Below are 20612 nucleotides of genomic sequence, written 5' to 3'. Positions count from 1 at the left end.
AAGCGGCGGCGGCCTCCGGCGCTTCCGGGCGCAGCGCCCAGCGCACGCGGTGGTGCTCGGCCAGCGTGCTGCGGTGCGCGATGGACACGATGCCACCGCCCGCCCGCCGCACGGCCGCCACCAGCCGCTGGTACAGCGTGGCCTCGGCCGCTTCGTCCAGGGCGCTGGTGGCCTCGTCGGCGAGCACCCAGGCCGGGCGCTTGAGCAGCACACGCGCCAGCGCCAGGCGTTGGCGTTCGCCGCCCGAGAGCTTCTGGCCCCAGGCGTCGCGGCGGTCGAGCTGGTCGGCCAGTTGCGGCAGCAGGGCCTCGTCCAGCGCCTGCTTCAGCGCCTCGTCGGTGTAGCGGTCGGCGGATTCCGGGTAAGCCAGGGCGTCGCGCAGGCGGCCGTCGGGGAAGTATGGTTGCTGGGGAATGAACATGGTGTCGGCGGGCATCTGCACCTGGCCCTGCGCGTGCGGCCAGATGCCGGCCAGGGTGCGGAACAGGCTCGACTTGCCGCTGCCCGACGGGCCGTGCACCAGCACCGTGTCGCCCGGGGCCACCTGCAGCGTGGCGTGGTCGAGCAGGTGGCGTCCGCCGGGCAGGCCGATGCTCAGGTCCTGCGCCGCGATGGCGGCGGCCCCCGTTGGTGCGCTGCGCGCCACGGCGCTGGTGGCGCGGTCCTGCTGGGCCAGGCTGTCCTCGAACCCGGTGAGGCGGTCGGTGGTGGCTTTCCAGACGGCCAGGCTCATGTAGTTGTCGACCAGCCAGGACAGCGAATCCTGCACGCGGCCGAAGGCGGAGTTGATCTGCATGAGCTGGCCGAGCTGGATGGCGCCGCTGAAGTAGCGCGGCGCGGCCACGATCAGCGGGAAGATGATCGCGGCCTGGCCGAAGAAGCTGTTGAACCAGGTCAGGCTTTTCTGGTTCTTCAGCAACCGCAGGTAGTTGCCCATCACGTCGGCGAAGCGCAGGTCGAGCTGCTGGCGTTCCACGCGTTCGCCACCGTCGAGGGCGATGGCTTCGCTGTACTCGCGCACGCGGATCATGTGGTGGCGGAAGTTGGCTTCCAGCATCTGCTGCTCGAAATTCAGCCGCACCTGGGGCCTGCCGATCCAGTGCGTGATGGCGCTGCCCACCAGGCAGTACAGCACGGCGGCCCAGACCATATAGCCCGCGATGTCCCACTGCCCGCCGCCCAGGAAGCCCGGCAGCGGCACGGTCAGTGAGCCCGAGAGCATCCACAGGATGCCGACGAAGCTCAGCAGCGTGACCAGTGCATTGAAGATGCCCATCAGCAGCGACACCGTGTAGCTGGTGAAGAGGTTCAGGTCTTCCTGGATGCGCTGGTCGGGGTTGTCGGGCAGGCGTTCGCTGCCTTCGGTGTAGCGCGCCAGCTCCAGCCGGTAGAACGCCTTGTGGGCCAACCAGCGGCCCAGATAGTGGTCGGTCATCCACACGCGCCAGCGCAGTTGCAGGATTTGCGTGAGGTAGAACTTGTAGACCGCGATCACGATGTAGATCAGCGCCAGCCAGCCGAAGCGCCCGATCTGTTGCCAGAAGACGGTCTGGTTCTTTTCCTGCAGCGCGTCGTAGAAGACGCGGTACCACTCATTGATCTGCACCAGCATGTACACCGCGCCCAGATTGAGCAGCACGATGGCCAGCAGCATGCTGCGGGCTTTCCATTTGTTTTCGCTGTTGAAGTAGGGCAGGGCAAGCGCCGCCAGCTGGCGGGCGAAGGCGCGCAGGTTGCGCGGTTGGGGTGGCTGTGCCATGGATGTCCTCGTGGGGCGGGCAGCGCGGCGGGCCCCGGGGGATGGGGCCCGTGCCTGTCCATGGCAGAAATGTAGCGCTGCGGCAGCCGGTCCGCGCGGCGCCGGCAGCGGTTCACCCCGTGTGGGTGTGGGGCCTTTCAGCGTGTGCCCGTTCGGCCGCCAGGCACTCGGCCAGGCGCCGCCGCAGCCGCACCACCCCGGTGTCGGAGGCGATGCGCATTGGCGTGAGGTCCGGGTGGGCGTTTTCCTCCCGCTGGATGGCTTCGAGCAGCACTTTGTCTTCGTCGAAGGTGAGCTTGTAAAGCGCTTCGAATTCGCGCGTGGTCGCTTCGTCGTCGGCGGCAAAGTTGCGCAACTGCAGCGAGAAGTAGTGCGTGCTGTCGCGCGTGCAGGGCGTGAGGAAGGCGTAGGACAGCACGCGGTAGGGCGCGCGGTCCTGTTCTTCGGGCGTGTGGGGCCGGCCGGCTTCGAAGGCGCCGAAGTCGACCCAGGTGGTGCCGGGCAGGCGGTAGTGGTAGAACTGCCAGCGGTCGACCAGCCCCTGGAGTCCCGTGTAGCGCCGCACCACCGGCACGGGGGGCGCGTTGTCGACCCAGCGGCCGCAGCGGATCACGTCGCCCTCTTCGGTGGCGGTGACCCGCACGTCGTCGCCGGCGTCGTTGCCGATGGTGCGCTGGTGCACGAAGCTGGTGTGCGCCGGGTCGATCAGGTTGTCGGCGATGTTCTGCCAGCAGGCCTGGAACAGGTCGTAGCCACGCGAGACGCCCCAGCCGGGCTGGCCGTAGGGCGCAATGGCCGTCAAGGCGGCCGGGTCGGCCAGCGCCGGATCGCCCATCCAGACGAACACCAGGCCATAGGCTTCGATCACCGGGAAGGCATCGACCCGTGCGGCGTCGGGGATGCGGTCCTGGCCGGGAATGCGGGTGCAGCGGCCATCGGCGCCAAACCGCATGCCGTGGTAGGGGCAAGCCAGGGTGTCGCCGTGCACGGGGCCTTGCGACAGCGGTGCGAAGCGGTGCGGGCAGCGATCGCGCAGCGCCGCCACCTGGCCGGCTTCCGTGCGGAAGAGCACCAGACGCTGTTCCAGCAGGGTGCGGGCGGTCGGCCCGGGGGCGACGTCGGTGCATGCGGCCGCCGCGTACCAGGCGTTGAAGAGGTAATCGCCAGACATGGGGGCTCCTTACAGCAGGCGCTCGCGCTGGGCCGGCAGAAAGGCCGGGTTGAACAGCTTCGAGGCGTCGACCGGGTGGGGGAGGCCGAAGGCCGTGCTGATGCGGGCCACGTCCGACGCCAGCCGTGCCGGCACGGCGCCGCCCAGGCCCGCCTGGCGCACGGCGGGCGTGGCCACGAAGTGATCGAGGAACGCACGCAGGCGCCGCTCTTCCACGTCGGCCTTGAGCAGCGGATCGCGCTGGCGGATGGCCTGGATGCCCGCGGCCGGATCGGCCACGCAGGCCTTGATGCCGCGGTTGAGCGCGCGCAGAAAACCCGCCACGGCCTGGGGCTGGGCGGCGGCAAAGGCCGCCCGGGTGACCACGGCGTTGCCGTAGAGGCTGACGCCGTGGTCGGCGTAGCGGAAGGTGACCAGGTCTTCGGCCGGCACGCCGCGGGCTTCCAGCGTGAGCAGGCCGGTGTAGTAGAAGCTGGTGATGGCGTCGACGTCGCCCTTTATCAGCAGCATCTCGCGCAAGGCGGGGTCGACGTTCACCCAGGTGACGGCGTCCGGCGCCAGACCGTTGGCCTGGGCGAACAGGGGCCAGGTCTTGCGACCGGCATCGAACACCGGCGCGCCCAGTTTGCGGCCTGCCAGATCGGCCGGCCGGCGGATGCCGGACGACTTGAGCGCGAACACGGTGGCCGGCGCGCGGTCCATGAGCATGTAGACGGCATCGATGGCGGGTGCGTCCGGGTGCGTGCCGCGGAATTCGACCAGCGAGCCCATGTCGGCAAAGCCGATGTCGTGCGTGTCCGCCGCCAGCCGCTGCACCGAAGCGGCCGAACCGTTGCCCGCGTCGATGACCACGTCCAGGCCTTCGTCGGCAAAGTACCCACGCGCCTGCGTCAACAGCACGATCGCGCCCGGGCCGTCGATGCGCCAGTCCAGGGTGAAGCGCAGGCGCGTGGCCGGGCGGGCGTGCAGCGCTGGCGCCAGGGCCGGCAAGGTGGCGGCGCTGGCCAGGGTGAGCAGATGGCGGCGGTTCAGGGAGGCGGGTAGGGGCATGGGGGTAACTGGTGAGGGGTGAAAGCGAAGTCCGCACGGTACGCAAGGACGAACACCTTGAAAATGGGAAAAATCGTATAAATTGATCTGAAAAACCGATCAATCAAACCCGCCCATGAAAGACTACCTGCGCGAACTGCGCGTGTTCACCGTGGTGGCCGAGATGGGGCATTTCACCCGCGCGGCCGAACGGCTCAACCTGTCGCAGTCGGTGCTCAGCAGCGCCATCAGCCGGCTGGAGGCCATGCTGGGTACGCGGCTTTTTGACCGCCACACGCGCCAGTGCCGCCTGACACCGGCGGGCCTGGCCCTGTTGCCCGACGCCCACCGCCTGGTCAACGACTGGGAGCGCCTGGTGGCCGGCGCGCGGGATTTCCAGGGCATGGGGCGTGGGCAACTGACGGTGGCGGCCCCGTCGGCCCAGTGCGCCTTCCTGCTGCCGCCGCTGGTGCGCGAATTCAGCGAACGCCATCCGGGCGTGAAGCTCAGCCTGCGCGACGTGCCCGAGCAGCAGGTGCACGAACTGGTGCGCAACGGCAGCGCCGACCTGGGCATCGCCACCGAGACGGCGGTGCGTTCCGATCTGTCTGCGACACCCTTCTATGCCGACCAGTACGTGGCTGCCGTGCCGGCGACGCATCCGCTGGCCACGCGCCGTGCGGTCGAATGGCGGCACGTGGCCGCCTTCCCGGTGATCGGTCCGCTGCCGGAGAATCCGGTGCGTCAGCACCTGGACGCGCGGCTGGCGGCAGCGGGCATCCGGCTCGATTACGCGCACGAAGTGTCGCTGCCCTGGACCATGGTCGGCCTGGCCCAGGCCGGGCTGGGCGTGGCGGTGGTGACGGTCGCCTTGCGGCCGCTGACCCAGTGGCGCCAGCTCGTGACACGCCCGGTGGGGCGCCCGGCGATCTCGCGCACCCTGCTGCTGCTGCGCCAGCCCGACCGGGCGCTGTCCCCGCAGGCGGCGGTGTTCCGCGATCTGGTGATGGGCCGCAAGCCCGCGGCGGCCGGCTGAACGTCGGCCGGGATCAGCGCTGGTCGTTGGCGACGCCGCTGGCGACATGGCCGGCCGGCACGTGCTGTGCGGCGTGCTCGATGTGGCCGGTCTGGTCGTCGAAGAAAAAATCGGGCTCGAACTCGCGCAGGAATTCACCCTTGTGAAGTCCGCCGAGGAACATGGCTTCGTCGACCTCGATGTTCCAGTCCATCAGCGTGCGGATCGCGCGTTCGTGGGCCGGTGCGCTGCGCGCGGTGACCAGGGCGGTGCGGATGCGCATGCCCTCAGATTGCAGCCGGTGCAGGGCCTCGAGAACAGGTTTGAATGGGCCCGCTTGCAGGGGCAAGGCCGCCTTGCTTGACTCGTGTTGCTGAAAGGCAGACAGCCCTTCGGCCTGGTAGACCCGCTCCGCCTCGTCGGAAAAAAGCACCGCGTCACCATCAAAAGCGATACGCACTTCGTTGGGGTAGTTGGGGCTGGCTCTGACCGACCGGGTATGGACGGTTGCTGCCGCAAAGCCTTCGTTGAGCGCCGCGCGAACGTCGTTGGGGTTTGCCGAAAGAAACAGATTGGCCTTGAGGGGGCGCAGGTATTTGTAGGGCTCTCTCCCCTTGGTGAATACGCCTCGCTCCAGTTTGAGTTCGGTGGCTTGCGCTGACCGGAATACGCGCATACCGGACACGGGGTCGTTGCGCGAGAGGATCACCACTTCCACGCGCTGCGCCTCGGCATCGTTGAACGCCAGCAGCTTCTTCACCAGCGAGAACGCGACGCCGGGTGGCGCGGGCTGCTCCAGCCGGTCGAGCTGCAGGCGCATATAGGCGCGGTCATCGCCTTTTTCGAATTCCCGGTTCTCTTCCTCGAAGTCGAACAAGGCGCGAGAGGAGATCGCGACCACCAATTTCCCATCCAGGGTTGCAGCCATGTTCAGAGTTCTCCGATAGCGGTGTCGTTTCGGGGGACGCCGTGGTGGTGGTGTGGCGTCGGGTAGGGGCTCATTTCACCAATTGGTTGAGCTGGATGATCGGCATCAGCACCGCCAGCACGATGAGCATCACCACCAGGCCCATGCCGACGATCAGCAGCGGCTCCAGCACGGTGGCCAGGTGCAGCGCGCGGCGCTGCACTTCGGCGCCGAGCTGCTGTGCCGCCCGCTGCAGCATGGCGGGCAACTGGCCGGTCTGTTCGCCGAGCCGCGCGAACATGGGCAGCAGCGAGGGAAAACGGGGTTTGCTGGCCAGGGCGGTGGCCAGTGGGGCGCCTTCGCGCACCAGGGTCAGGGCGTCGAGCGCGTCGGCCCGCATGGCGCGGTTGCCCAGGGTTTCGGCGGCCGTCTGCAGCGCGCGCAGGATGGGCACGCCCGCGCCTGCGAGCATGGCCAGCGTGCCGGCGAAGCGCGCGGCGTTGTAGCCACGTGCCAGGCGACCGACCAGGGGCAGGCGCAGCCAGGCAGCGTCCAGCCGCTGGCGCGGCCCTTCGCGCCGTCGCGCCAGCCACAGGGCTGCAGCGGCCAGGGCGGCGATCAGCAGCAGCAGCCAGCCCCAGTGGCGCACGAAGGCGCTGAGCTGCAGCATCACCACCGTCAGCAACGGCAGCGCGCGCTGGCTGCCCGCGAACACGCCCGCGACCTGGGGCACCACGTAGGTGACCAGAAACACCACGATGACCACCGCCACCAGCGACACGATGGCCGGGTACAGCGAGGCGGCCAGCAACTGGTTGCGCAGCGCCTGGCTGGCTTCCAGATCGTCGGCCAGCCGCTCCAGCACGGTGGCCAGCTGGCCGCTTTGCTCGCCGGCCGCGATGACCGCGGTGTAGGTCTCGCCGAATTCCCGGGGGTGCTGGCCGAGTGCGCGCGCAAAGGGCGCGCCGGCATTGACCTCGGCGCGCAGCGAGGCCACCAGGCGTTGCTGGGGTTCGCCCTCGGCCTCGTCGGTCAGGGCGGCCAGGGCGCGCTCCAGCGGCAGGCCGGCCGAGACCAGCCCGGCCAGCTGGCGGGTCCACACGGCCAGGCCGGTGGCGTTGAACACACGCGCCTGCCACAGCACCAGGTTGAGCCCGCTGCCGGTCCGCCCGGCTGCGGCCGGCTCCACCGACAGCGGCACCAGCGCCCGGTCGCGCAGCAGGCTGCGCGCGGCGCGCGGGGTGTCGGCATCGATCACCCCTTTCTGGGTCGCCCCCTTGGCGTCGAGGGCTTCGTAGGCGTAGGCGGGCATGCGCGTGTCGGGGGTCAGTCGCGCGTGACGCGCAACACTTCTTCGGGGCTGGTGACGCCGGTGGCCACCAGGCGCTGGCCGTCTTCGCGCATGAGCTGCATGCCGTGGCGCAACCCGCATTCGCGCAGCACCGCGTCGCTGGCGCCCTGGTGGATCAGGCCACGCAGTTCGTCGTTGGCCACCAGCAGCTCGAACACGCCGGTGCGGCCGGCATAACCGCTGCGGCCGCAGTGGTCGCAGCCGGTGCCCTGGCACTGCGGGCACCACTTGCGCACCAGGCGCTGGGCCAGCACCCCCAGCAGCGAGGAACTGAGCAGGAAGGGTTCGACCCCCATGTCGGCCAGCCGGGTGACGGCGCTGGCGGCGTCGTTGGTGTGCAGCGTGGCCAGCACCAGGTGGCCCGTGAGCGAGGCCTGGATGGCGATCTGCGCGGTTTCGAAATCGCGGATTTCGCCGATCATGATCACGTCCGGGTCCTGGCGCAGGATGGCGCGCAGCGCGGCGGCGAAGGTGAGGTCGATCTTGGCGTTGACCTGGGTCTGGCCGATCCCGGGCAGCTCGTACTCGATCGGGTCCTCCACCGTCATGATGTTGGTGGTGCTCGCGTCCAGCCGCTGCAGGGCCGCGTAGAGCGTGGTGGTCTTGCCCGAACCGGTCGGGCCGGTCACGAGGATGATGCCGTGTGGCTGCGCCACGAGCTGCTCGAAGCGTTCCAGCACCGTGCCCTGCATGCCCACGGCCTCCAGCGTGAGGCGGCTCTCGCTCTTGTCGAGCAGGCGCAGCACGGCGCGTTCGCCGTGGGCGCCGGGCAGGGTGGAGACACGCACGTCGATGGCCCGGGTGCCCAGCCGCAGGCTGATGCGGCCATCCTGCGGCAGGCGTTTTTCGGCGATGTCCAGCTCGGCCATGATCTTCAGGCGCGAGATCAGCGCCGCGTGCAGCGCGCGGTTGGGTTGCACCACTTCGCGCAGCGTGCCGTCGACACGGAAGCGCACGCTGGAATGGCGTTCGTAGGGTTCGATGTGGATGTCGCTGGCGCCATCGCGTGCGGCCTGCGTCAGCAGGGCGTTGAGCATGCGGATGATGGGCGCGTCGTCGGCGGTTTCCAGCAGGTCTTCGATGGCGGGCAGATCCTGCAGGATGCGGCTGAGGTCGGCGTCGCTCTGCACCTCGCTGACCACCATGGCGGCGCTCGACTCGCCCTGCGCGTAGGCCGCGCTGATGCGCTGCGCCACCGCGTCAGGGGGCTGCCATTCGAAGCCCTGCACGTCGTGGCGGCGCAGGATTTCCGACAGCGCCGAGAGCCGGCGCGTGCGCAGCTCGGGCTCGTCGGCCACCGCGTCCGGGCCGATCAGCGTCAGGCCGTCGGGGCGCGCTTCCAGCAGCCACTGGTGCTCGCGCGCGAACGCGTAGGGCAGCGGGTGCTTCATGGCGCGGCGGGCGCGGGCGCCGCCGGGGCGTTGGACGGCATGACGGGCGCTTCGTTGACCTTGAGGGCACCGCTGGGTGCGGGCTGGGCCGATTGCTGGGTGGCGCGCATGAGCTCGTAGCGGTCGAGCGAGAAGCTGTTCGTGGCGCGGGCATCGCGCAGCACCACCGGGCGCAGGAACACCATCAGGTTGGTCTTCTTGCGGCTGCGGGTTTCGCTGCGGAACAGGTTGCCCAGCAGCGGCACGTCGCCCAGGCCGGGCACCTTTTCCTGGCTGCCGGCGTACTCGTCCTGCAGCAGGCCGCCGAGCACCACGATGCCACCGTCGTCGACCAGCACGGTCGATTCGATGGTGCGTTTGTTGGTGATCAGCCCGGTGGTGGAGCTGACCGACGATGCCTGCACGCTGCTGACCTCCTGGTAGAGGGTCATCTTGATGGTGCCGTTTTCGCTGATCTGCGGTTTGACGCGCAGGGTCAGGCCGACGTCCTTGCGCTCGATGGTCTGGAACGGGTTGACCGAACCGTCGCTGCTGCCGGTGTTGGTGTACTGCCCGGTCACGAACGGCACGTTCTGGCCGATCACGATCTTGGCTTCTTCGTTGTCCAGCGTCAGCAGGTTGGGCGTGGAGAGGATGTTGCCGTCGCCGTTCTGCTGCAGGAAGCGCGCCAGCAAGCCCAGCACGTACACGCCGTTGCGGCGCTGGGCCAGCGCGAGGTTCAGACCGGTGCCTGGCGCGGTCAGGCTGCTCGCGTCTTCCTGGGCCACCGCCAGGGTGTTGGTGAGGATGTTGTTGCCGCCGCTGCCGAAATTGGTGCCCAGCAGGCCGACCACGTTGTTGCCCACATTGCCCAGCGGGCCTTGCCACTGGATGCCGAACTCGGCCGCCTTGTCGGCGTTGACTTCGGCGATCAGACTTTCCACGTAGACCTGCGCGCGCCGCACATCGAGCTGGTCGATCACCGCGCGCAGCTGGCGGTACTGGGGGTCGGGCGCGGTGATGATGAGCGCGTTGGTCGCCGGGTCGGCCTGGATCTGGCCGCCGGTCGACGGCGACGCGCTCTGGGCCACCGGCGTGGTGGCGGCGCTGCTGGTGCCCGACGAAGTCTGGCTCGTGCCCGTGTTGCGGGCGGTGGTGCTGGTCGTCGCCGTCGTCGTGGTGGCGGGCGTGCTGGCGGTGGTGGTGGTGGTGGTGCTGGCCGCGCTCAGGGCGGCGCGCAGCGTGGCCGCCAGCGACACGGCGTCGGCATTGCGCAGGTAGACCACATGGATGTTGCCGGCCGGCGTGCCTTCGCCGCCGGGCTGGTCCAGCTTGGCGACGATGGAGCGCACCAGCGCCAGCCGCGCCGGGTTGGCCGCGCGCAGCAGCAGGCTGTTGCTGCGCGGGTCGGCCACGATGGTGGTCTTGAACGTGGTGTCGGCCACCGCCTGGGCGCCCGCAGCGGAGCCGGTCGTGCCGCCGCTGTCGATCAGCCGGTTGACGAGGGGCGCGAGATCGGCCGCCACCGCGTGCTGCAGCACGATCACGTCGACGTCGCTGGCGCCGGAGACATCGAGCGCGGCGACGATGCGCCCGATGCGCTGCAGGTTGTCGGCGTAGTCGGTGATGACCAGCGAGTTGTTGCCCGGGTTGACGTTGATGGTGTTGTTGGGCCCGATCAGCGGACGCAGCACGGGCACCAGGTTGTTGGCCGATTCGTGGTTGAGCCGGAAGATCTGCGTGACGATCTGGTTGCCCGCGCCGAGCGCCTGCACGGGACCGGCGTTGACGGGGTTGCCCAGCAGCTTGGCGTCGGCCTCCGGCACGATCTTGTACAGGCCGGCGGTGTCCACCAGCGAAAAGCCCTGCAGGCGCAGCGCCGCGGCGAACTGGTTCAGTGCGGTGGCGGGCGGCACGGGCCGGTCGGTCGACAGGCTCACCGTGCCCTTGACGCGCGGGTCCACCACCACGTTGCGGCCGGTGATGGTGGCCATGGTGCGGGCCACGGCCTCGATCTCGGCGTCGACGAAATTGAGCACCACGGGCTCGCTCGCGCGGCCCTGGGCCAGCGCGGCGGGTGCCACGGCCAGCGCGATCAGGCTGGCGGCGCCGGTGGCGGCGGCCCAGGCCAAGATGCGGCCGGCGGGTTCGCGAAAACGGTTCATGCGGTCATCCTAATTCAATGCAGTTCCGCTCCGGCGCTCAGCCGAAAGACAGGATGGAGCGCTCGCCCTGGCGGCGCCCGATGATGTTGAGCAGGTTGGCCAGGGCGGCCTCTTTGCCGGCCGCAGCGCGCGCATCGCCGACGAACCGCAGGCGCTGGCCGCGCCACTGGCCCTGGCCTTGCAGCAGCAGGCTGCCTTCCAGCGTCTGCAGCTGCAGGCCGATGTCGGCGCGGTCGCCTGCGGCGTCGAACACCAGGCGGTAGCTGCCCAGCGGGCGCACGGTCGACACGCGCGAGGCCATGCCGAGCGCGTCCAGCGTCAGCCGGCCCTGGGGGCGCAGGCCACCGGCCGTGCGCTGCAGGCTGAGGCCGTCGGCCTGCAGCCGCAACTGGCCGTCGAGCTGCAGCGTGTTCCAGGGGGTGCCCAGCCCGGTCAGCAAGGGGGCCGGCCAGGTGGTGTCGATGGGGCCGGTGTGCCAGCGCAGGCCCTTCCAGCCGGCCGACAGCCACAGCGCGAGCGGGGCACGGGTGCAGCAGTCGGCGTCGAGCTGCAGCCCGATGGCCGGGCGGCCGTCGGGCCAGCCCCATTGCCAGCGCCAGCGCAGCGTGCCGGGCAGGGTGGTGCGGTCCTGGCTTTGCAGGCCTGCATCCAGCACCAGCCGGGCACTGCCGTTCCAGACGGTGCCTCGCGGCTGCAGCAGCAGGACCCGTTCGCCCGTGCCCTGCGCCACGGCCTGGGCCAGCCAGCGCGCCGGTGCGAACAGCAGCAGGGCCAGCAGCAGACCGCACAGGCCGCCGATCCACGCGGCCTGTACCGGCCGTCGGGACAGCGTCACGGTGCCGCCTCCAGGCCGGGGCCGGCCAGTTGCACCTGGCCCGTCCAGCCTGTCGGGGTGCGTTGCAGGCGCGCCTGGGTGGGCACGACACGGGCGTTGATGCGCACTTGCGCCAGCCACTGCGCCAGTGCATCGGGGGCGGTGCCGTTCAACTGCACGGTGGCCTGATCGCCCTGCAGGCTCAGGCGGGCGGTCGGGCCCAGGGCCTGGGTGGCCTGCTCCAGCGCGCGGACACTGGCTTCGCGCGGCGGTGGTGGCGTGCCGTCGGCGCGCAAGGCGCGCGCCTGCGCGGCCAGGGCCTGAACCTGGTCCCATTGCGCGGTCCAGCGAGCCTGGCGTTCATCGGCCTGGCGCAGCACGCTCAGGGCGGGCGCCAGCAGCCACCACCAGACCAGCGCGCCTGCCACCAGGGCGGCGGCCAGGACCACGGCCGCGCGTTCGCGCGGCGAAAGCTGTTGCCAGCGGGCGGACAGGGGCGGCGCGCTCATGGGGTGGCAGGCGTATCGGGTTGCAGGACCAGCGCCGGGCCATCGAGCCGGGTCTGCCAGCCTTGGGCGGCCAGGGCCGCGCGGCGGGCTTCGAGGGCGGCGGCGTCACCGTTCCATTCAGTGAGTGTGGTGCGGCCGTTGGCGAACTCGATCGACCGGGGCACCGGCAGTTGGGCGGCTTCGCCGGGGTCGATGGCGTTGAGCAGGGTTTCGAGATCGCCCTCACCCAGTAGGCCTCCGGCCCGTTGCAGGCGTTGCACTTCGCGCCGCAACTGCGCGGGACCGTCGATCACCAGGGTCACGCCCGGGGCCGCTTCACGCACCGCCGCGTCCAGTTGTTGTTGCTGGTCTCGCTGGCGCTGGCGTTCCTGCCAGGCGAGGGCGTTCAGGCCCGCGATATGGATCACCAGCAAGGCAGCCAATCCCCAGCGGGCCGGCCGCCAGGCCGGGTGCGAGCGCCAGGCGCGCCAGGCGGCCCGCAGCCGTTGTTGCTGCCGGGCACCTTTGCTCAGGCTGAAGCCCATCTGGGCGAGGTTCCAGTCGGACTGTGTGGCCTGCAACTGCTGCTGGGCCAGGGTGCGCAGGGCCACGGCATGTCCCAGCCGCTGCTCGGCGGCCGGCGCGGCGGCGGGTTCGGCCAGCCAGACATCGGCCGTTTCCCGGGGGTGTGCGCCGGGTTCGGTGCCATGCAGCGGCAGAAGAAGGACACCGTCGGCGCTGCGGGTGCCGACCCAGGGCTGGCCGTGTTCCAGATGCACCCAGTGTTCCACGCCTTCCGGCCCGGCTCCTGGAGCCATCAGCGGGACGATGCGGCCTGCGGGCCGGTTGGCGGCTTCCAGGACCTGGAGGCAACTGCGCAGCCAGGGCGCGTGGCAGGCAGCCACCCACAGGGGCTGGCCTGGCCGCCGTTCGGCCGGCAGGGCCAGGTGGGTGTCGGCCACATCGTCGAGCAGGCGCTCCTCCAGCAAGCCTTCGAGGGCGGCACGCCATTTGCCCGCCGGAACCTTGGGCCACACCACGCGGTGCCAGGCCACGCGGCGCGGCGGCAGGCAGAGCACCACGTCCGGATCGTCGGGTACCGAAGCCAGGGGGCCGCTGCCATGGCGCAGAGGTTCTCGCCCGTCGGTGCTCGTCACCCAGTCCCAGGCCTCCGGGACACCGGGAGCCAGTGGGGGCTGCGAAAGGGAGGGGGTCAGGATCAGCACAGGGGCAGGCGGAGCGAGAGGGCGTCGGGCGGCGGTGTTGGGCGCATTCTAGTGAGCGGGGTGGCCCAGATCGGGCGTCAACTGCCTGGCCAGGGCACCCGGTCGCGCCAGAGCACCCGCACGTCCAGGCCGTTGCGCACGACGGTGGCTCGTTCTTCCACCCGCAGCGCGTCCAGGCGCAGCCGGACCCGGATTTCAAAATGGCTGGTCCGCACGCTGTGGCGGTCGGCCGTGATCTGCGCCGCTGCCGTGGCACCGAGCCGAGCCTTGACCGTTTCCAGGCTGGTGAAGGGCACGTTGGCGCGCACCACGGCCAGCACCTGGGCGCTGGCCAGATCGAGCCCGGGCACGCTGGCGGCCAGTGCTTCCGGCGAGGCGGTGTTGAGATTCAGTGTCGTGACCTGGGGCAGCACCGTCACGTGCGGCGCCAGGCGCTGCAGGCTGCGGGGGCTGATGCCCAGCCATTCGAGCTGGGCGAAGCGCTGCGGAATCAGCGGTGAGGCCGAGGGCTCCGGATCGTTCAGGGCTTTGCGGGTCGAGGTGAGCAGGCGGCGCGCGGCCGCCTGAAGTTCCTCTTCGGGCAGGCCGAGGGTTTCGTAGAGCCGCTGGAAAGCGGCCAGATCGGGTTCGGACAGGCTGGCCTGCGCCTGGGCGCCGCGGCCCGTGGAGCGGACCAGGTTGCGGAAGTTCAGGCGCGACTGCAGGTCCTGGATGTCGCCCGAGAGAAAGGCGGGCAGCAGGTCGTCACCGGTGTCGTTGCGGTCGGCGGCCAGGAAACTGGACAGCCGGGCTTCGGCCAGGGGCGTCGCCCAGGGTTCGCCCAGGTGGTCGGCATTGCCGCTGTTGCGGTTGCCGCGGGCGTCTTCGCGCAGGATCAGGCGGGCCCAGTCGAGCGCGCCGGTGAGCAGCAGGCTGGCCTGCAGGCGCTGGCGCTCGGCGCTTTCCAGCTCCACGGCTTTCCATTGGTGCCACAGCGAGGCCGCCGACAGCGAGGCCACCAGGGTCACGACCAGCATGGCCAGCAACAGGGCGGCGCCGCGCTGGTGGCGGTGACGCGAAACCGGGCTGAGGGGCGAGGCGCTCATGAGCCGGCCTTGAGCGTGGGGCGGACCCAGTCGCTGGTCAGCGTGCCGGCAAAGCCCTGGCCCCCCGGCAGCGCCAGCACCAGGCGCACGCCGTCGGGCCAGCGCACATCGCTGGCGCTGGTGGCGTCGCCCGTCGAACTGCCTTCGGCCGACAGCGGGTTGCCCCAACTCTGCCCGCGGTGGTAATAGATCTGCCAGGTCGTGGCGGGCAGGGTGGCCAAAGCGGAAGCGCTGCCCGCGCTGGCGGTCGGCCCGTCGGTGGTGGGGCTGTCCGGGGGCACTTCGTCCGAGGTCGGCAGGGCGCCGCTGTCGGACCAGGTCTGGGCGGCCTGCCAGGCCCGGGCCAGTTCGTCGCGTTGGCGCAGCGGGGCCGACTGCCAGCGCATCCAGCGGGGTGTGCCGTCGGCTTCGGGTGGCCCCAGCACCCAGGCGACCACCCGCACGCCCTGGCTGTGCAGCGGCTGGTCGGCCGCGTCGCGGCGGGTCAGGCGCAGCAGGCGGCCGTCGAACGACAGCGGCGTGAGTTCCTCGGTGTCGACCAGGGCGTCGAGATCGGCTTTCCACTGGCCCAGCGTGGCCTGTATCCGGGACAGGGCCTCGCCGCGGTCTTCGGTGAGCGAGCGGGTGCGCACCATGCCGTCGATGGCGCGCCAGCTCATGAGCGTGAGCACGGCCATGGCGGCCACCGCCACCAGCAGCTCGATCAGGGTGAATCCGCGCACGGGCTGCTTCATCAGAAGCGTCCTGTGACGGTGGACAGGGTGAGCAGGCGCACGGTGTCGGCCTCGTCGAGCGTTTCGACGTCGGCGTCGACCCGACGGAAGTTGGGGTTGGGGGTGGGTTGTACCCGCAGCCGCACGCGGAAAGCGCGCCCCAATTGGTCGCAGGTGCTTTCGGTTTCGCCGGTGTCGGGCAACTGGCGGGACAGGCGCAGGCGGGCCAGCTCGTTTTCGGCACAGACCTGGGCCAGCCACTGCACGTCCTGCCGCTCGGCCGTGCGCACCAGGGCATTGGAGGCCTGGATGCCCGCGAGCAGCGCGATCGCCACAACCGCCAGCGCCACCATGACTTCGATGAGGGTGAACCCCCGGGGCCGCCGCCCGGCAAGGCTCACGGCGCGGCCTCGGGGTCGACGGCGAACGGGCCGAGGCCGTCGGTGTGCAGGCGCAGGCGGTGGTTGCCGCGTTCGAGCACCACCGCCTGGGCGGGAATCAGGGGCTCCGGCCCGAGCACCAGGGTGGTGGCACCTGAGGGCAGGGTTATGCGGGCCTGCGTGCCTTCGGCCAGCCAGGCCCAGTGCGGGGCGTTGCGGGTGGCGGTGTCGCGGTCGTCTGCCGCTTGCGATGGCAACCCCTGCAGGGCAAAACCGGTGTCATCGGCCTGCCAGCGCACAGGAATCCCGGCCGCCCGGGCCTGCGCGCGGCCCGATTCCAGCAGTGCCGACAGCCGCAGCCCTTCGCGCTCCAGCAGATCGGCATCGCTGTCGCGCATGGCGAGCACGACCCCGGTGCTCAACAAGGCCGCGATGGCCACCACCACCAGCAGTTCCAGCAGCGTGAAACCCCGTGTCCGATCGCGCATGGCCCCCGTGCTCTCAGAACGTCAGCAGGCGGCAAGACCGTGCCTGGATTCCCGCGTGCGCGGGAATGACAGGCGCTTCGCGTGCGCGACCCGTGCAGCGGCGGAGTGTGGGGCCTGGAACCCCGCGCCGGGCCGCCCCCAGCGGGATTCGCACCCCCTCGGGGGGCAGCGACCCGCGCAGCGGTGGAGCGAGGGGGCCCGGTTCACTGCCAACTGCCGATGTCCGCGTTCACCCCTTCACCGCCAGGCTGGCCATCGGCCCCCAGCGACAGCACGTCCACATCGCCGTGCACACCCGGGTTGATGTACTGGTAAGGGTTGCCCCAGGGGTCGGCCGGCAACTTGTCGAGGTAGCGGCGCCAGTTGGCGGGCGCCGGCTGGGTCGTGGGCCGGTTGACCAGAGCCGCCAGCCCTTGTTCGCCCGTGGGGTAACGCTGGTTGTCCAGCCGGTAGAGCTTGAGCGCCTGCACGATGTTGTTGACGTCGGTGCGCGCTGCGGTCACCCGCGCGTCGTCGGCGCGGTCCAGCACGTTGGGCACGATCAGGGCCGCCAGCACGCCGATGATGACCAGCACCACCATCAGTTCGATCAGGGTGAAACCGCGTTGAAGGCCTTGCAGCAAACCCCGGGGCGACCGGGAGACGGGGCGAAGAGGGGCAGGGACGGTCATAAGCACAGGGGAAGACAGCGTTGGGGCCACCAGAAGGCATGGCGCCAGGAGGCGTGGCCGAGGTCGGGTCGATCATAATGCGCGCATGCAGCCCATGGCCCGGACATTGCCCCGCCAACGAACCCCCGGTCACGGTCCGGACGAGGCCGGTGTGCGGCATCCCTGGCCGGCCTTGTCCGCTGCGTCGCTCTGGCTGGCGGCGGCATTGAGCGCAGGGTATTGGGGTCTGCAAATCTGGGGTTCGGGCACTGAACCCGGGTTGCCGGCGCCCGTGGCACGCTTGCAGCCGCCTTCCGACGTGGCCGCTGTCGCCCGCGCGTTGGGTGGGGGCTCTGCTGGCGTGCAAGCGGTCTCCGCCACGCCCGGCGCGCGTTTTCGTTTGCATGGGGTGGTGGCCCGGCAGGGTGCCCAGGGCGCGGCACTCATTGCGGTGGAGGGCCAGCCAGCGCGGCCGTTTGTCGTGGGTTCGGTGGTGACCGACGGCCTGGTGCTGCAGTCCGTGGATCGTCGGGGTGCACGTCTGGGCGTTTCCGTGCAAGGCGCCACGTCGGTCGAACTGGCGCTGCCCGAGCAACAGCCCTGACGGGTGGGTTCAGGCCTCGCTGGCCGGTGACGCCGGGAGCAATCCGGCAGCCGCTTGCAGTTGGGGCCAGGCGAGCAGGGCGCCCACGCCTTGTCCCGTGCGCAGTTCCAGATCGAGCAGAGGCTGGGATTGCAGATGAATCAGCAGCAGCCGGTGCCCTGGGTGCGCGCTGCGGTGCGCGTGGAACAAATAGTCGGCGACGGCGGGGACCAGGCCCCGGGCCACGAGGGCGGCGGCGTCGGCCACAAAGCCGTCGACCAGCACCACCCGCCGTTCCGATGCGGCCTGCAGCATTGCGCCCGCCAGCATGGCGATTTCGAACCCGCCCATGGCGGCGAGTGCATCGAAGGGGGTAATGGCTTTGCGGTGGCGCGCGGCCACCGCAAACAGGCGTTCGAGACGCAGCCGGTGCCGGACGTCGTCTTCGTCGGGTTCCAGGCCGCACGCATCGGCCAGCGGTACGCCACACAGGCGCGACAGCAGCAGGATGGCGCAAGCTTCGCCCGCCACCCCTTCGTGTCCCAGTACCAGCACGCGGCCGGGCAGATGGCGCACCACGTCCATGCCGGCATGAAGGGCCGAGACGGTCTGCGCAACCGACATGGCCGGGCCGAGCACCATGTTGCGGGTCCCAAAACCGATCTTTCGGCGCAGCAGCGGATGCGGGCGCGGTGCGGTGTCCAGCGAGATGTTCGACGCCAGACCCGCATCGACGACGCTCAGGCCAAACCCCTGGGACTTCGCCAGAGCGCAGACCGGTGCCGATCCGGACAGCAAGGCCTGCACACGTTCGAGCGAGTTGCTCGGCGTGGCGGGGCCGATGCCTTCGTCCACGATGCCGTGGTCGGCCGCAAACACCACGATCTGGGGCGAGGCCGGGGAGGATTCTTCGGTGTGGCCACCGATGGCCGCCAGGCGAAGTGCCAGCGTTTCCAGCCGACCCAGCGAATGGGGCGGCCAGGCCGGCGAATCCGTGTCGTCGGCCTGCGGGGCCAGCGTGTCGCCCGGTTTGGCCGCCACGATGTCCGGCAACTGCAGTGCCGCGGGCGCACCAGGCGGTGGTGCCACAGGCAAGGCGTTGGGCAGGACAGGCTCGGCCATGGGGCTAAACGGCTTCAGGCCTTGAGAAACAGGCGGTAGACCGGGTTGTGGGTTTCCTCCACGTGAGGGTAACCGAGCGTGCCGAGAAAACGGGTGAAAGCCTTGTCGTCCTTGGGCGGTACCTGCAGGCCCACCAGGATGCGTCCGTAGTCGGCGCCCTGGTTGCGGTAATGGAACAGGCTGATGTTCCAGGTCGGCCGCATCAGGCTCAGGAACTTCAGCAGGGCACCGGGCCGTTCCGGGAAGATGAAGCGCAGCAGGCGCTCGTCCTGTGCCAGCGGCGAATGCCCCCCCACCATGTGCCGGATGTGTTCCTTGGCCAGGTCGTCGTGCGTGAGGTCAAGCGCCTGGAAGCCGTGCCGGTTGAAGTTGGCCGCGATCTTGGCCGACTCCCCCTTGCCGTGCGTGGTCAGGCCGATGAACACATGGGCCAATTGGGCGTCGTTGATGCGGTAGTTGAACTCGGTCACGTTGCGCGGACCACCAGGCAGGTCCGCAATGACTTCCAGGAAGCGCTTGAAGCTGCCGCGTTCCTCGGGGATGGTCACCGCGAACAGGGCTTCGCGCTCCTCGCCCACTTCGGCCCGCTCGGCCACGAAGCGCAGGCGGTCGAAGTTCATGTTGGCGCCGCACAGAATGGCGGCGTAGGTCTGGCCCTTGGTCTTGTGCCGGGCCACGTATTGTTTGATGGCCGCCACGGCCAGCGCGCCGGCGGGTTCGACGATGGAGCGCGTGTCCACGAAGATGTCCTTGATCGCCGCGCACACGGCGTCGGTGTCGACGATCAGGTAGTCGTCGACCAGGTCGCGCGCGACGCGGAAGGTTTCTTCGCCCACCAGCTTGACCGCCGTGCCATCGGAGAACAGGCCCACGTCGGGCAGGGTGACCCGTTCACCCGCCTGCACCGACTGCGCCATGGCGTCGGAGTCGTTCATCTGCACACCGATGACCTTGACTTCCGGACGCACGGCCTTGATGTAGTTGGCCACTCCCGAGATCAGGCCGCCGCCGCCGATGGCCACGAACACCGCGTCCAGATCGGAGCCGAGGCTTTGCACCTGACGCAGGATTTCCATCGCGATCGTGCCCTGGCCCGCGATCACGTCGGGGTCATCGAACGGGTGGACAAACGTCAGCCCTTCCTTTTTCTGCAGCGCGGCCGCATGGGCGTAAGCGTCGGAGTAGCTCTCTCCGTGCAGCACGACTTGCCCGCCCAGGGATTTGACGGCGTCGATCTTGAGCTGGGGCGTGGTGGTGGGCATGACGACCACGGCCCGTGAGCCCAGTTTGGTGGCTCCCAGCGCCACACCCTGGGCATGGTTGCCGGCCGAAGCGCAGATCACCCCCCGGCGCAACTGCTCGGGAGTGAGGTGGGCCATCTTGTTGTAAGCGCCACGAAGCTTGAAGCTGAAGACTGGCTGCTGGTCTTCACGCTTGAGCAACACCGTGTTGTGCAGGCGGCGGCTGAGGGTGCGCGCCGGCTCCAGCGAGGATTCGGTGGCCACGTCGTACACGCGCGCAGTCAGGATCTTCTTGAGGTAGTCGGCAGGGGTCAGGGCAGGGGCGGGGGGCGGGTTTTTTCGGCGCGAAGGCATGACGGTTTCCTTGAGCCAATGATATCGGCCAAAAAAAACCCGGACCGCTTGACGCGGGTCCGGGTTTGAATCCACCCGTGGAGGGTAGAGGAGACAACCTTTCAATACAATGACGCGATTGTAGCGGCTTCATGCTGCGATGCAACATCTTTCGTGGGCCAAACGCTACGCTTTCCGTAGTTGACCGGTCAAAACCGGCGCAAGCGCGTCTTTTTTCACATCTTTGAACCGCATGGAGTGCACCGTCACCTGGACCGGCGCGGCCGGAACCCGTTCCCACATGGGCTTTGTGGCCGAAACCGGCAGCGGCCATGTGCTCGCGATGGACGGGGCGCCCGACGCCGCGCGCCCCGAAAACGGAGGGGCCAACCTGGCCCCCCGTCCGATGGAGACGGTGCTGGCTGGCACGGGCGGCTGTACGGCCTACGACGTGGTGCTGATCCTCAAGCGGGGGCGTCACGATGTGAAGGGTTGCAGCGTCAAGCTCACCAGCGAGCGGGCCGAGGTGGAGCCCAAGGTGTTCACCAAGATTCACATGCACTTCACCGTCACCGGACGGGGGGTGCCGGCGTCAGCGGTGGAGCGGGCCATTGCGATGAGCCACGAAAAATACTGCTCGGCCAGCATCATGCTGGGCAAGACAGCCGAAATCACCACCAGTTTCGATCTGGTCGAAGCCTGAGCCGGGCCAGGGCCGAGGC

General features: G+C 69.8%; 20 protein-coding genes. 3 read left to right on the top strand and 17 right to left on the bottom strand.

From position 1 onward, the window contains the following. The 3 genes from QQK43_RS16485 to QQK43_RS16475 form a co-directional block, all read right to left on the bottom strand. Nucleotides 1-1759: ABC transporter ATP-binding protein/permease (locus QQK43_RS16485; RefSeq protein WP_284308612.1), on the bottom strand; the 1759-nt coding region annotated here is incomplete at its 3' end. A 112-nt stretch (nt 1760-1871) separates the two neighbouring features. After that, a complete protein-coding gene (locus QQK43_RS16480; RefSeq protein ID WP_284308611.1) occupies nt 1872-2930 on the bottom strand; it encodes an aromatic ring-hydroxylating dioxygenase subunit alpha in 1059 nt (352 codons plus the stop codon). A gap of 9 nt (nt 2931-2939) precedes the next feature. Next, a complete protein-coding gene (locus tag QQK43_RS16475; RefSeq protein WP_284308610.1) occupies nt 2940-3980 on the bottom strand; it encodes an ABC transporter substrate-binding protein in 1041 nt (346 codons plus the stop codon). A 115-nt stretch (nt 3981-4095) separates the two neighbouring features. Between QQK43_RS16475 and QQK43_RS16470 the strand changes: the two genes are divergently transcribed. Next, complete coding sequence (locus tag QQK43_RS16470; RefSeq protein WP_284308609.1) at nt 4096-4995, top strand: LysR family transcriptional regulator; 900 nt, start codon at nt 4096-4098, stop codon at nt 4993-4995. Nucleotides 4996-5008: 13 nt separating this feature from the next. On the opposite strand, the gene QQK43_RS16465 is transcribed toward QQK43_RS16470, so the two are convergent. From QQK43_RS16465 to gspG, 12 genes are all read right to left on the bottom strand, one after another. Beyond that, complete coding sequence (locus QQK43_RS16465; protein WP_234265300.1) at nt 5009-5902, bottom strand: 5'-nucleotidase; 894 nt, start codon at nt 5900-5902, stop codon at nt 5009-5011. A gap of 70 nt (nt 5903-5972) precedes the next feature. Then, nucleotides 5973-7193 carry a type II secretion system inner membrane protein GspF gene (gspF, locus tag QQK43_RS16460; RefSeq protein ID WP_284308608.1) on the bottom strand — a complete coding sequence of 407 codons (1221 nt, stop codon included), beginning with the start codon at nt 7191-7193 and terminating at the stop codon, nt 5973-5975. 14 nt (nt 7194-7207) lie between these two features. Next, nucleotides 7208-8623: a GspE/PulE family protein gene (locus QQK43_RS16455; protein ID WP_234265298.1), complete on the bottom strand. Its 1416-nt coding sequence runs from the start codon at nt 8621-8623 to the stop codon at nt 7208-7210. Next, nucleotides 8620-10767, bottom strand: a complete 2148-nt coding sequence (gene gspD / locus QQK43_RS16450; protein WP_284308606.1) for a type II secretion system secretin GspD — start codon at nt 10765-10767, stop codon at nt 8620-8622. Before gspD ends, QQK43_RS16455 begins: the two co-directional genes overlap by 4 nt. A 37-nt stretch (nt 10768-10804) precedes the next feature. Next, the gene (gene gspN, locus QQK43_RS16445; RefSeq protein WP_284308605.1) at nt 10805-11602 is read right to left on the bottom strand and encodes a type II secretion system protein N; all 798 of its coding nucleotides are present in this window, start codon (nt 11600-11602) and stop codon (nt 10805-10807) included. Further along, the gene (locus QQK43_RS16440) at nt 11599-12090 is read right to left on the bottom strand and encodes a type II secretion system protein M (RefSeq protein WP_284308604.1); all 492 of its coding nucleotides are present in this window, start codon (nt 12088-12090) and stop codon (nt 11599-11601) included. The genes gspN and QQK43_RS16440 overlap by 4 nt, the downstream gene beginning before the upstream one ends. Next, complete coding sequence (gene gspL / locus QQK43_RS16435; RefSeq protein ID WP_284308603.1) at nt 12087-13295, bottom strand: type II secretion system protein GspL; 1209 nt, start codon at nt 13293-13295, stop codon at nt 12087-12089. The genes QQK43_RS16440 and gspL overlap by 4 nt, the downstream gene beginning before the upstream one ends. A 77-nt stretch (nt 13296-13372) precedes the next feature. Next, nucleotides 13373-14380: a type II secretion system minor pseudopilin GspK gene (gene gspK / locus QQK43_RS16430; protein WP_284308602.1), complete on the bottom strand. Its 1008-nt coding sequence runs from the start codon at nt 14378-14380 to the stop codon at nt 13373-13375. Then, nucleotides 14377-15114, bottom strand: a complete 738-nt coding sequence (locus tag QQK43_RS16425; RefSeq protein ID WP_284308601.1) for a PulJ/GspJ family protein — start codon at nt 15112-15114, stop codon at nt 14377-14379. Before QQK43_RS16425 ends, gspK begins: the two co-directional genes overlap by 4 nt. Next, on the bottom strand, nt 15114-15446 hold the full coding sequence (locus QQK43_RS16420) for a type II secretion system protein GspI (protein ID WP_370465299.1): 333 nt from the start codon (nt 15444-15446) through the stop codon (nt 15114-15116). The genes QQK43_RS16425 and QQK43_RS16420 overlap by 1 nt, the downstream gene beginning before the upstream one ends. Nucleotides 15447-15490: 44 nt before the next feature. Then, nucleotides 15491-15961 (bottom strand): prepilin-type N-terminal cleavage/methylation domain-containing protein, encoded by a 471-nt coding sequence (locus QQK43_RS16415; protein ID WP_284308599.1) that lies wholly within the window; start codon nt 15959-15961, stop codon nt 15491-15493. A gap of 203 nt (nt 15962-16164) precedes the next feature. After that, entirely contained in the window at nt 16165-16632 is a 468-nt protein-coding gene (gspG, locus tag QQK43_RS16410) for a type II secretion system major pseudopilin GspG (protein ID WP_284308597.1), read from the bottom strand. Nucleotides 16633-16717: 85 nt separating this feature from the next. Here gspG and QQK43_RS16405 point away from each other — a divergent pair, with 85 nt between their 5' ends. Next, on the top strand, nt 16718-17215 hold the full coding sequence (locus QQK43_RS16405) for a general secretion pathway protein C (protein WP_284308596.1): 498 nt from the start codon (nt 16718-16720) through the stop codon (nt 17213-17215). A 9-nt stretch (nt 17216-17224) separates the two neighbouring features. Here QQK43_RS16405 and QQK43_RS16400 read toward each other — a convergent pair whose 3' ends face one another. Next, complete coding sequence (locus QQK43_RS16400; protein WP_284308595.1) at nt 17225-18316, bottom strand: nicotinate-nucleotide--dimethylbenzimidazole phosphoribosyltransferase; 1092 nt, start codon at nt 18314-18316, stop codon at nt 17225-17227. A gap of 14 nt (nt 18317-18330) precedes the next feature. Then, on the bottom strand, nt 18331-19911 hold the full coding sequence (gene ilvA / locus QQK43_RS16395; RefSeq protein ID WP_284308594.1) for a threonine ammonia-lyase, biosynthetic: 1581 nt from the start codon (nt 19909-19911) through the stop codon (nt 18331-18333). Nucleotides 19912-20143: 232 nt separating this feature from the next. Here ilvA and QQK43_RS16390 point away from each other — a divergent pair, with 232 nt between their 5' ends. After that, nucleotides 20144-20593: an OsmC family protein gene (locus QQK43_RS16390; protein WP_234265287.1), complete on the top strand. Its 450-nt coding sequence runs from the start codon at nt 20144-20146 to the stop codon at nt 20591-20593. Nucleotides 20594-20612: the final 19 nt, after the last annotated feature.

This window comes from Hydrogenophaga electricum, from assembly GCF_030160815.1.
GTDB classification, from domain to species: domain Bacteria; phylum Pseudomonadota; class Gammaproteobacteria; order Burkholderiales; family Burkholderiaceae_C; genus Hydrogenophaga; species Hydrogenophaga electricum.
This window is presented reverse-complemented; position numbering and strand designations above follow the sequence as displayed.

Bases quoted from the DNA above. Each gene is read 5' to 3' on its own strand.
- QQK43_RS16400 (WP_284308595.1), bottom strand. From the start codon at position 18,316: ATGGCCGAGCCTGTCCTGCCCAACGCCTTGCCTGTGGCACCACCGCCT.
- ilvA (WP_284308594.1), bottom strand. From the start codon at position 19,911: ATGCCTTCGCGCCGAAAAAACCCGCCCCCCGCCCCTGCCCTGACCCCT.
- gspF (WP_284308608.1), bottom strand. From the start codon at position 7,193: ATGCCCGCCTACGCCTACGAAGCCCTCGACGCCAAGGGGGCGACCCAG.
- gspD (WP_284308606.1), bottom strand. From the start codon at position 10,767: ATGAACCGTTTTCGCGAACCCGCCGGCCGCATCTTGGCCTGGGCCGCC.
- QQK43_RS16425 (WP_284308601.1), bottom strand. From the start codon at position 15,114: ATGAAGCAGCCCGTGCGCGGATTCACCCTGATCGAGCTGCTGGTGGCG.
- QQK43_RS16405 (WP_284308596.1), top strand. From the start codon at position 16,718: ATGCAGCCCATGGCCCGGACATTGCCCCGCCAACGAACCCCCGGTCAC.
- gspK (WP_284308602.1), bottom strand. From the start codon at position 14,380: ATGAGCGCCTCGCCCCTCAGCCCGGTTTCGCGTCACCGCCACCAGCGC.
- QQK43_RS16480 (WP_284308611.1), bottom strand. From the start codon at position 2,930: ATGTCTGGCGATTACCTCTTCAACGCCTGGTACGCGGCGGCCGCATGC.
- QQK43_RS16475 (WP_284308610.1), bottom strand. From the start codon at position 3,980: ATGCCCCTACCCGCCTCCCTGAACCGCCGCCATCTGCTCACCCTGGCC.
- QQK43_RS16390 (WP_234265287.1), top strand. From the start codon at position 20,144: ATGGAGTGCACCGTCACCTGGACCGGCGCGGCCGGAACCCGTTCCCAC.
- QQK43_RS16420 (WP_370465299.1), bottom strand. From the start codon at position 15,446: ATGGTGGCGCTGGCGGTTGTGGCGATCGCGCTGCTCGCGGGCATCCAG.
- QQK43_RS16465 (WP_234265300.1), bottom strand. From the start codon at position 5,902: ATGGCTGCAACCCTGGATGGGAAATTGGTGGTCGCGATCTCCTCTCGC.
- QQK43_RS16415 (WP_284308599.1), bottom strand. From the start codon at position 15,961: ATGCGCGATCGGACACGGGGTTTCACGCTGCTGGAACTGCTGGTGGTG.
- QQK43_RS16470 (WP_284308609.1), top strand. From the start codon at position 4,096: ATGAAAGACTACCTGCGCGAACTGCGCGTGTTCACCGTGGTGGCCGAG.
- QQK43_RS16455 (WP_234265298.1), bottom strand. From the start codon at position 8,623: ATGAAGCACCCGCTGCCCTACGCGTTCGCGCGCGAGCACCAGTGGCTG.
- gspG (WP_284308597.1), bottom strand. From the start codon at position 16,632: ATGACCGTCCCTGCCCCTCTTCGCCCCGTCTCCCGGTCGCCCCGGGGT.
- QQK43_RS16440 (WP_284308604.1), bottom strand. From the start codon at position 12,090: ATGAGCGCGCCGCCCCTGTCCGCCCGCTGGCAACAGCTTTCGCCGCGC.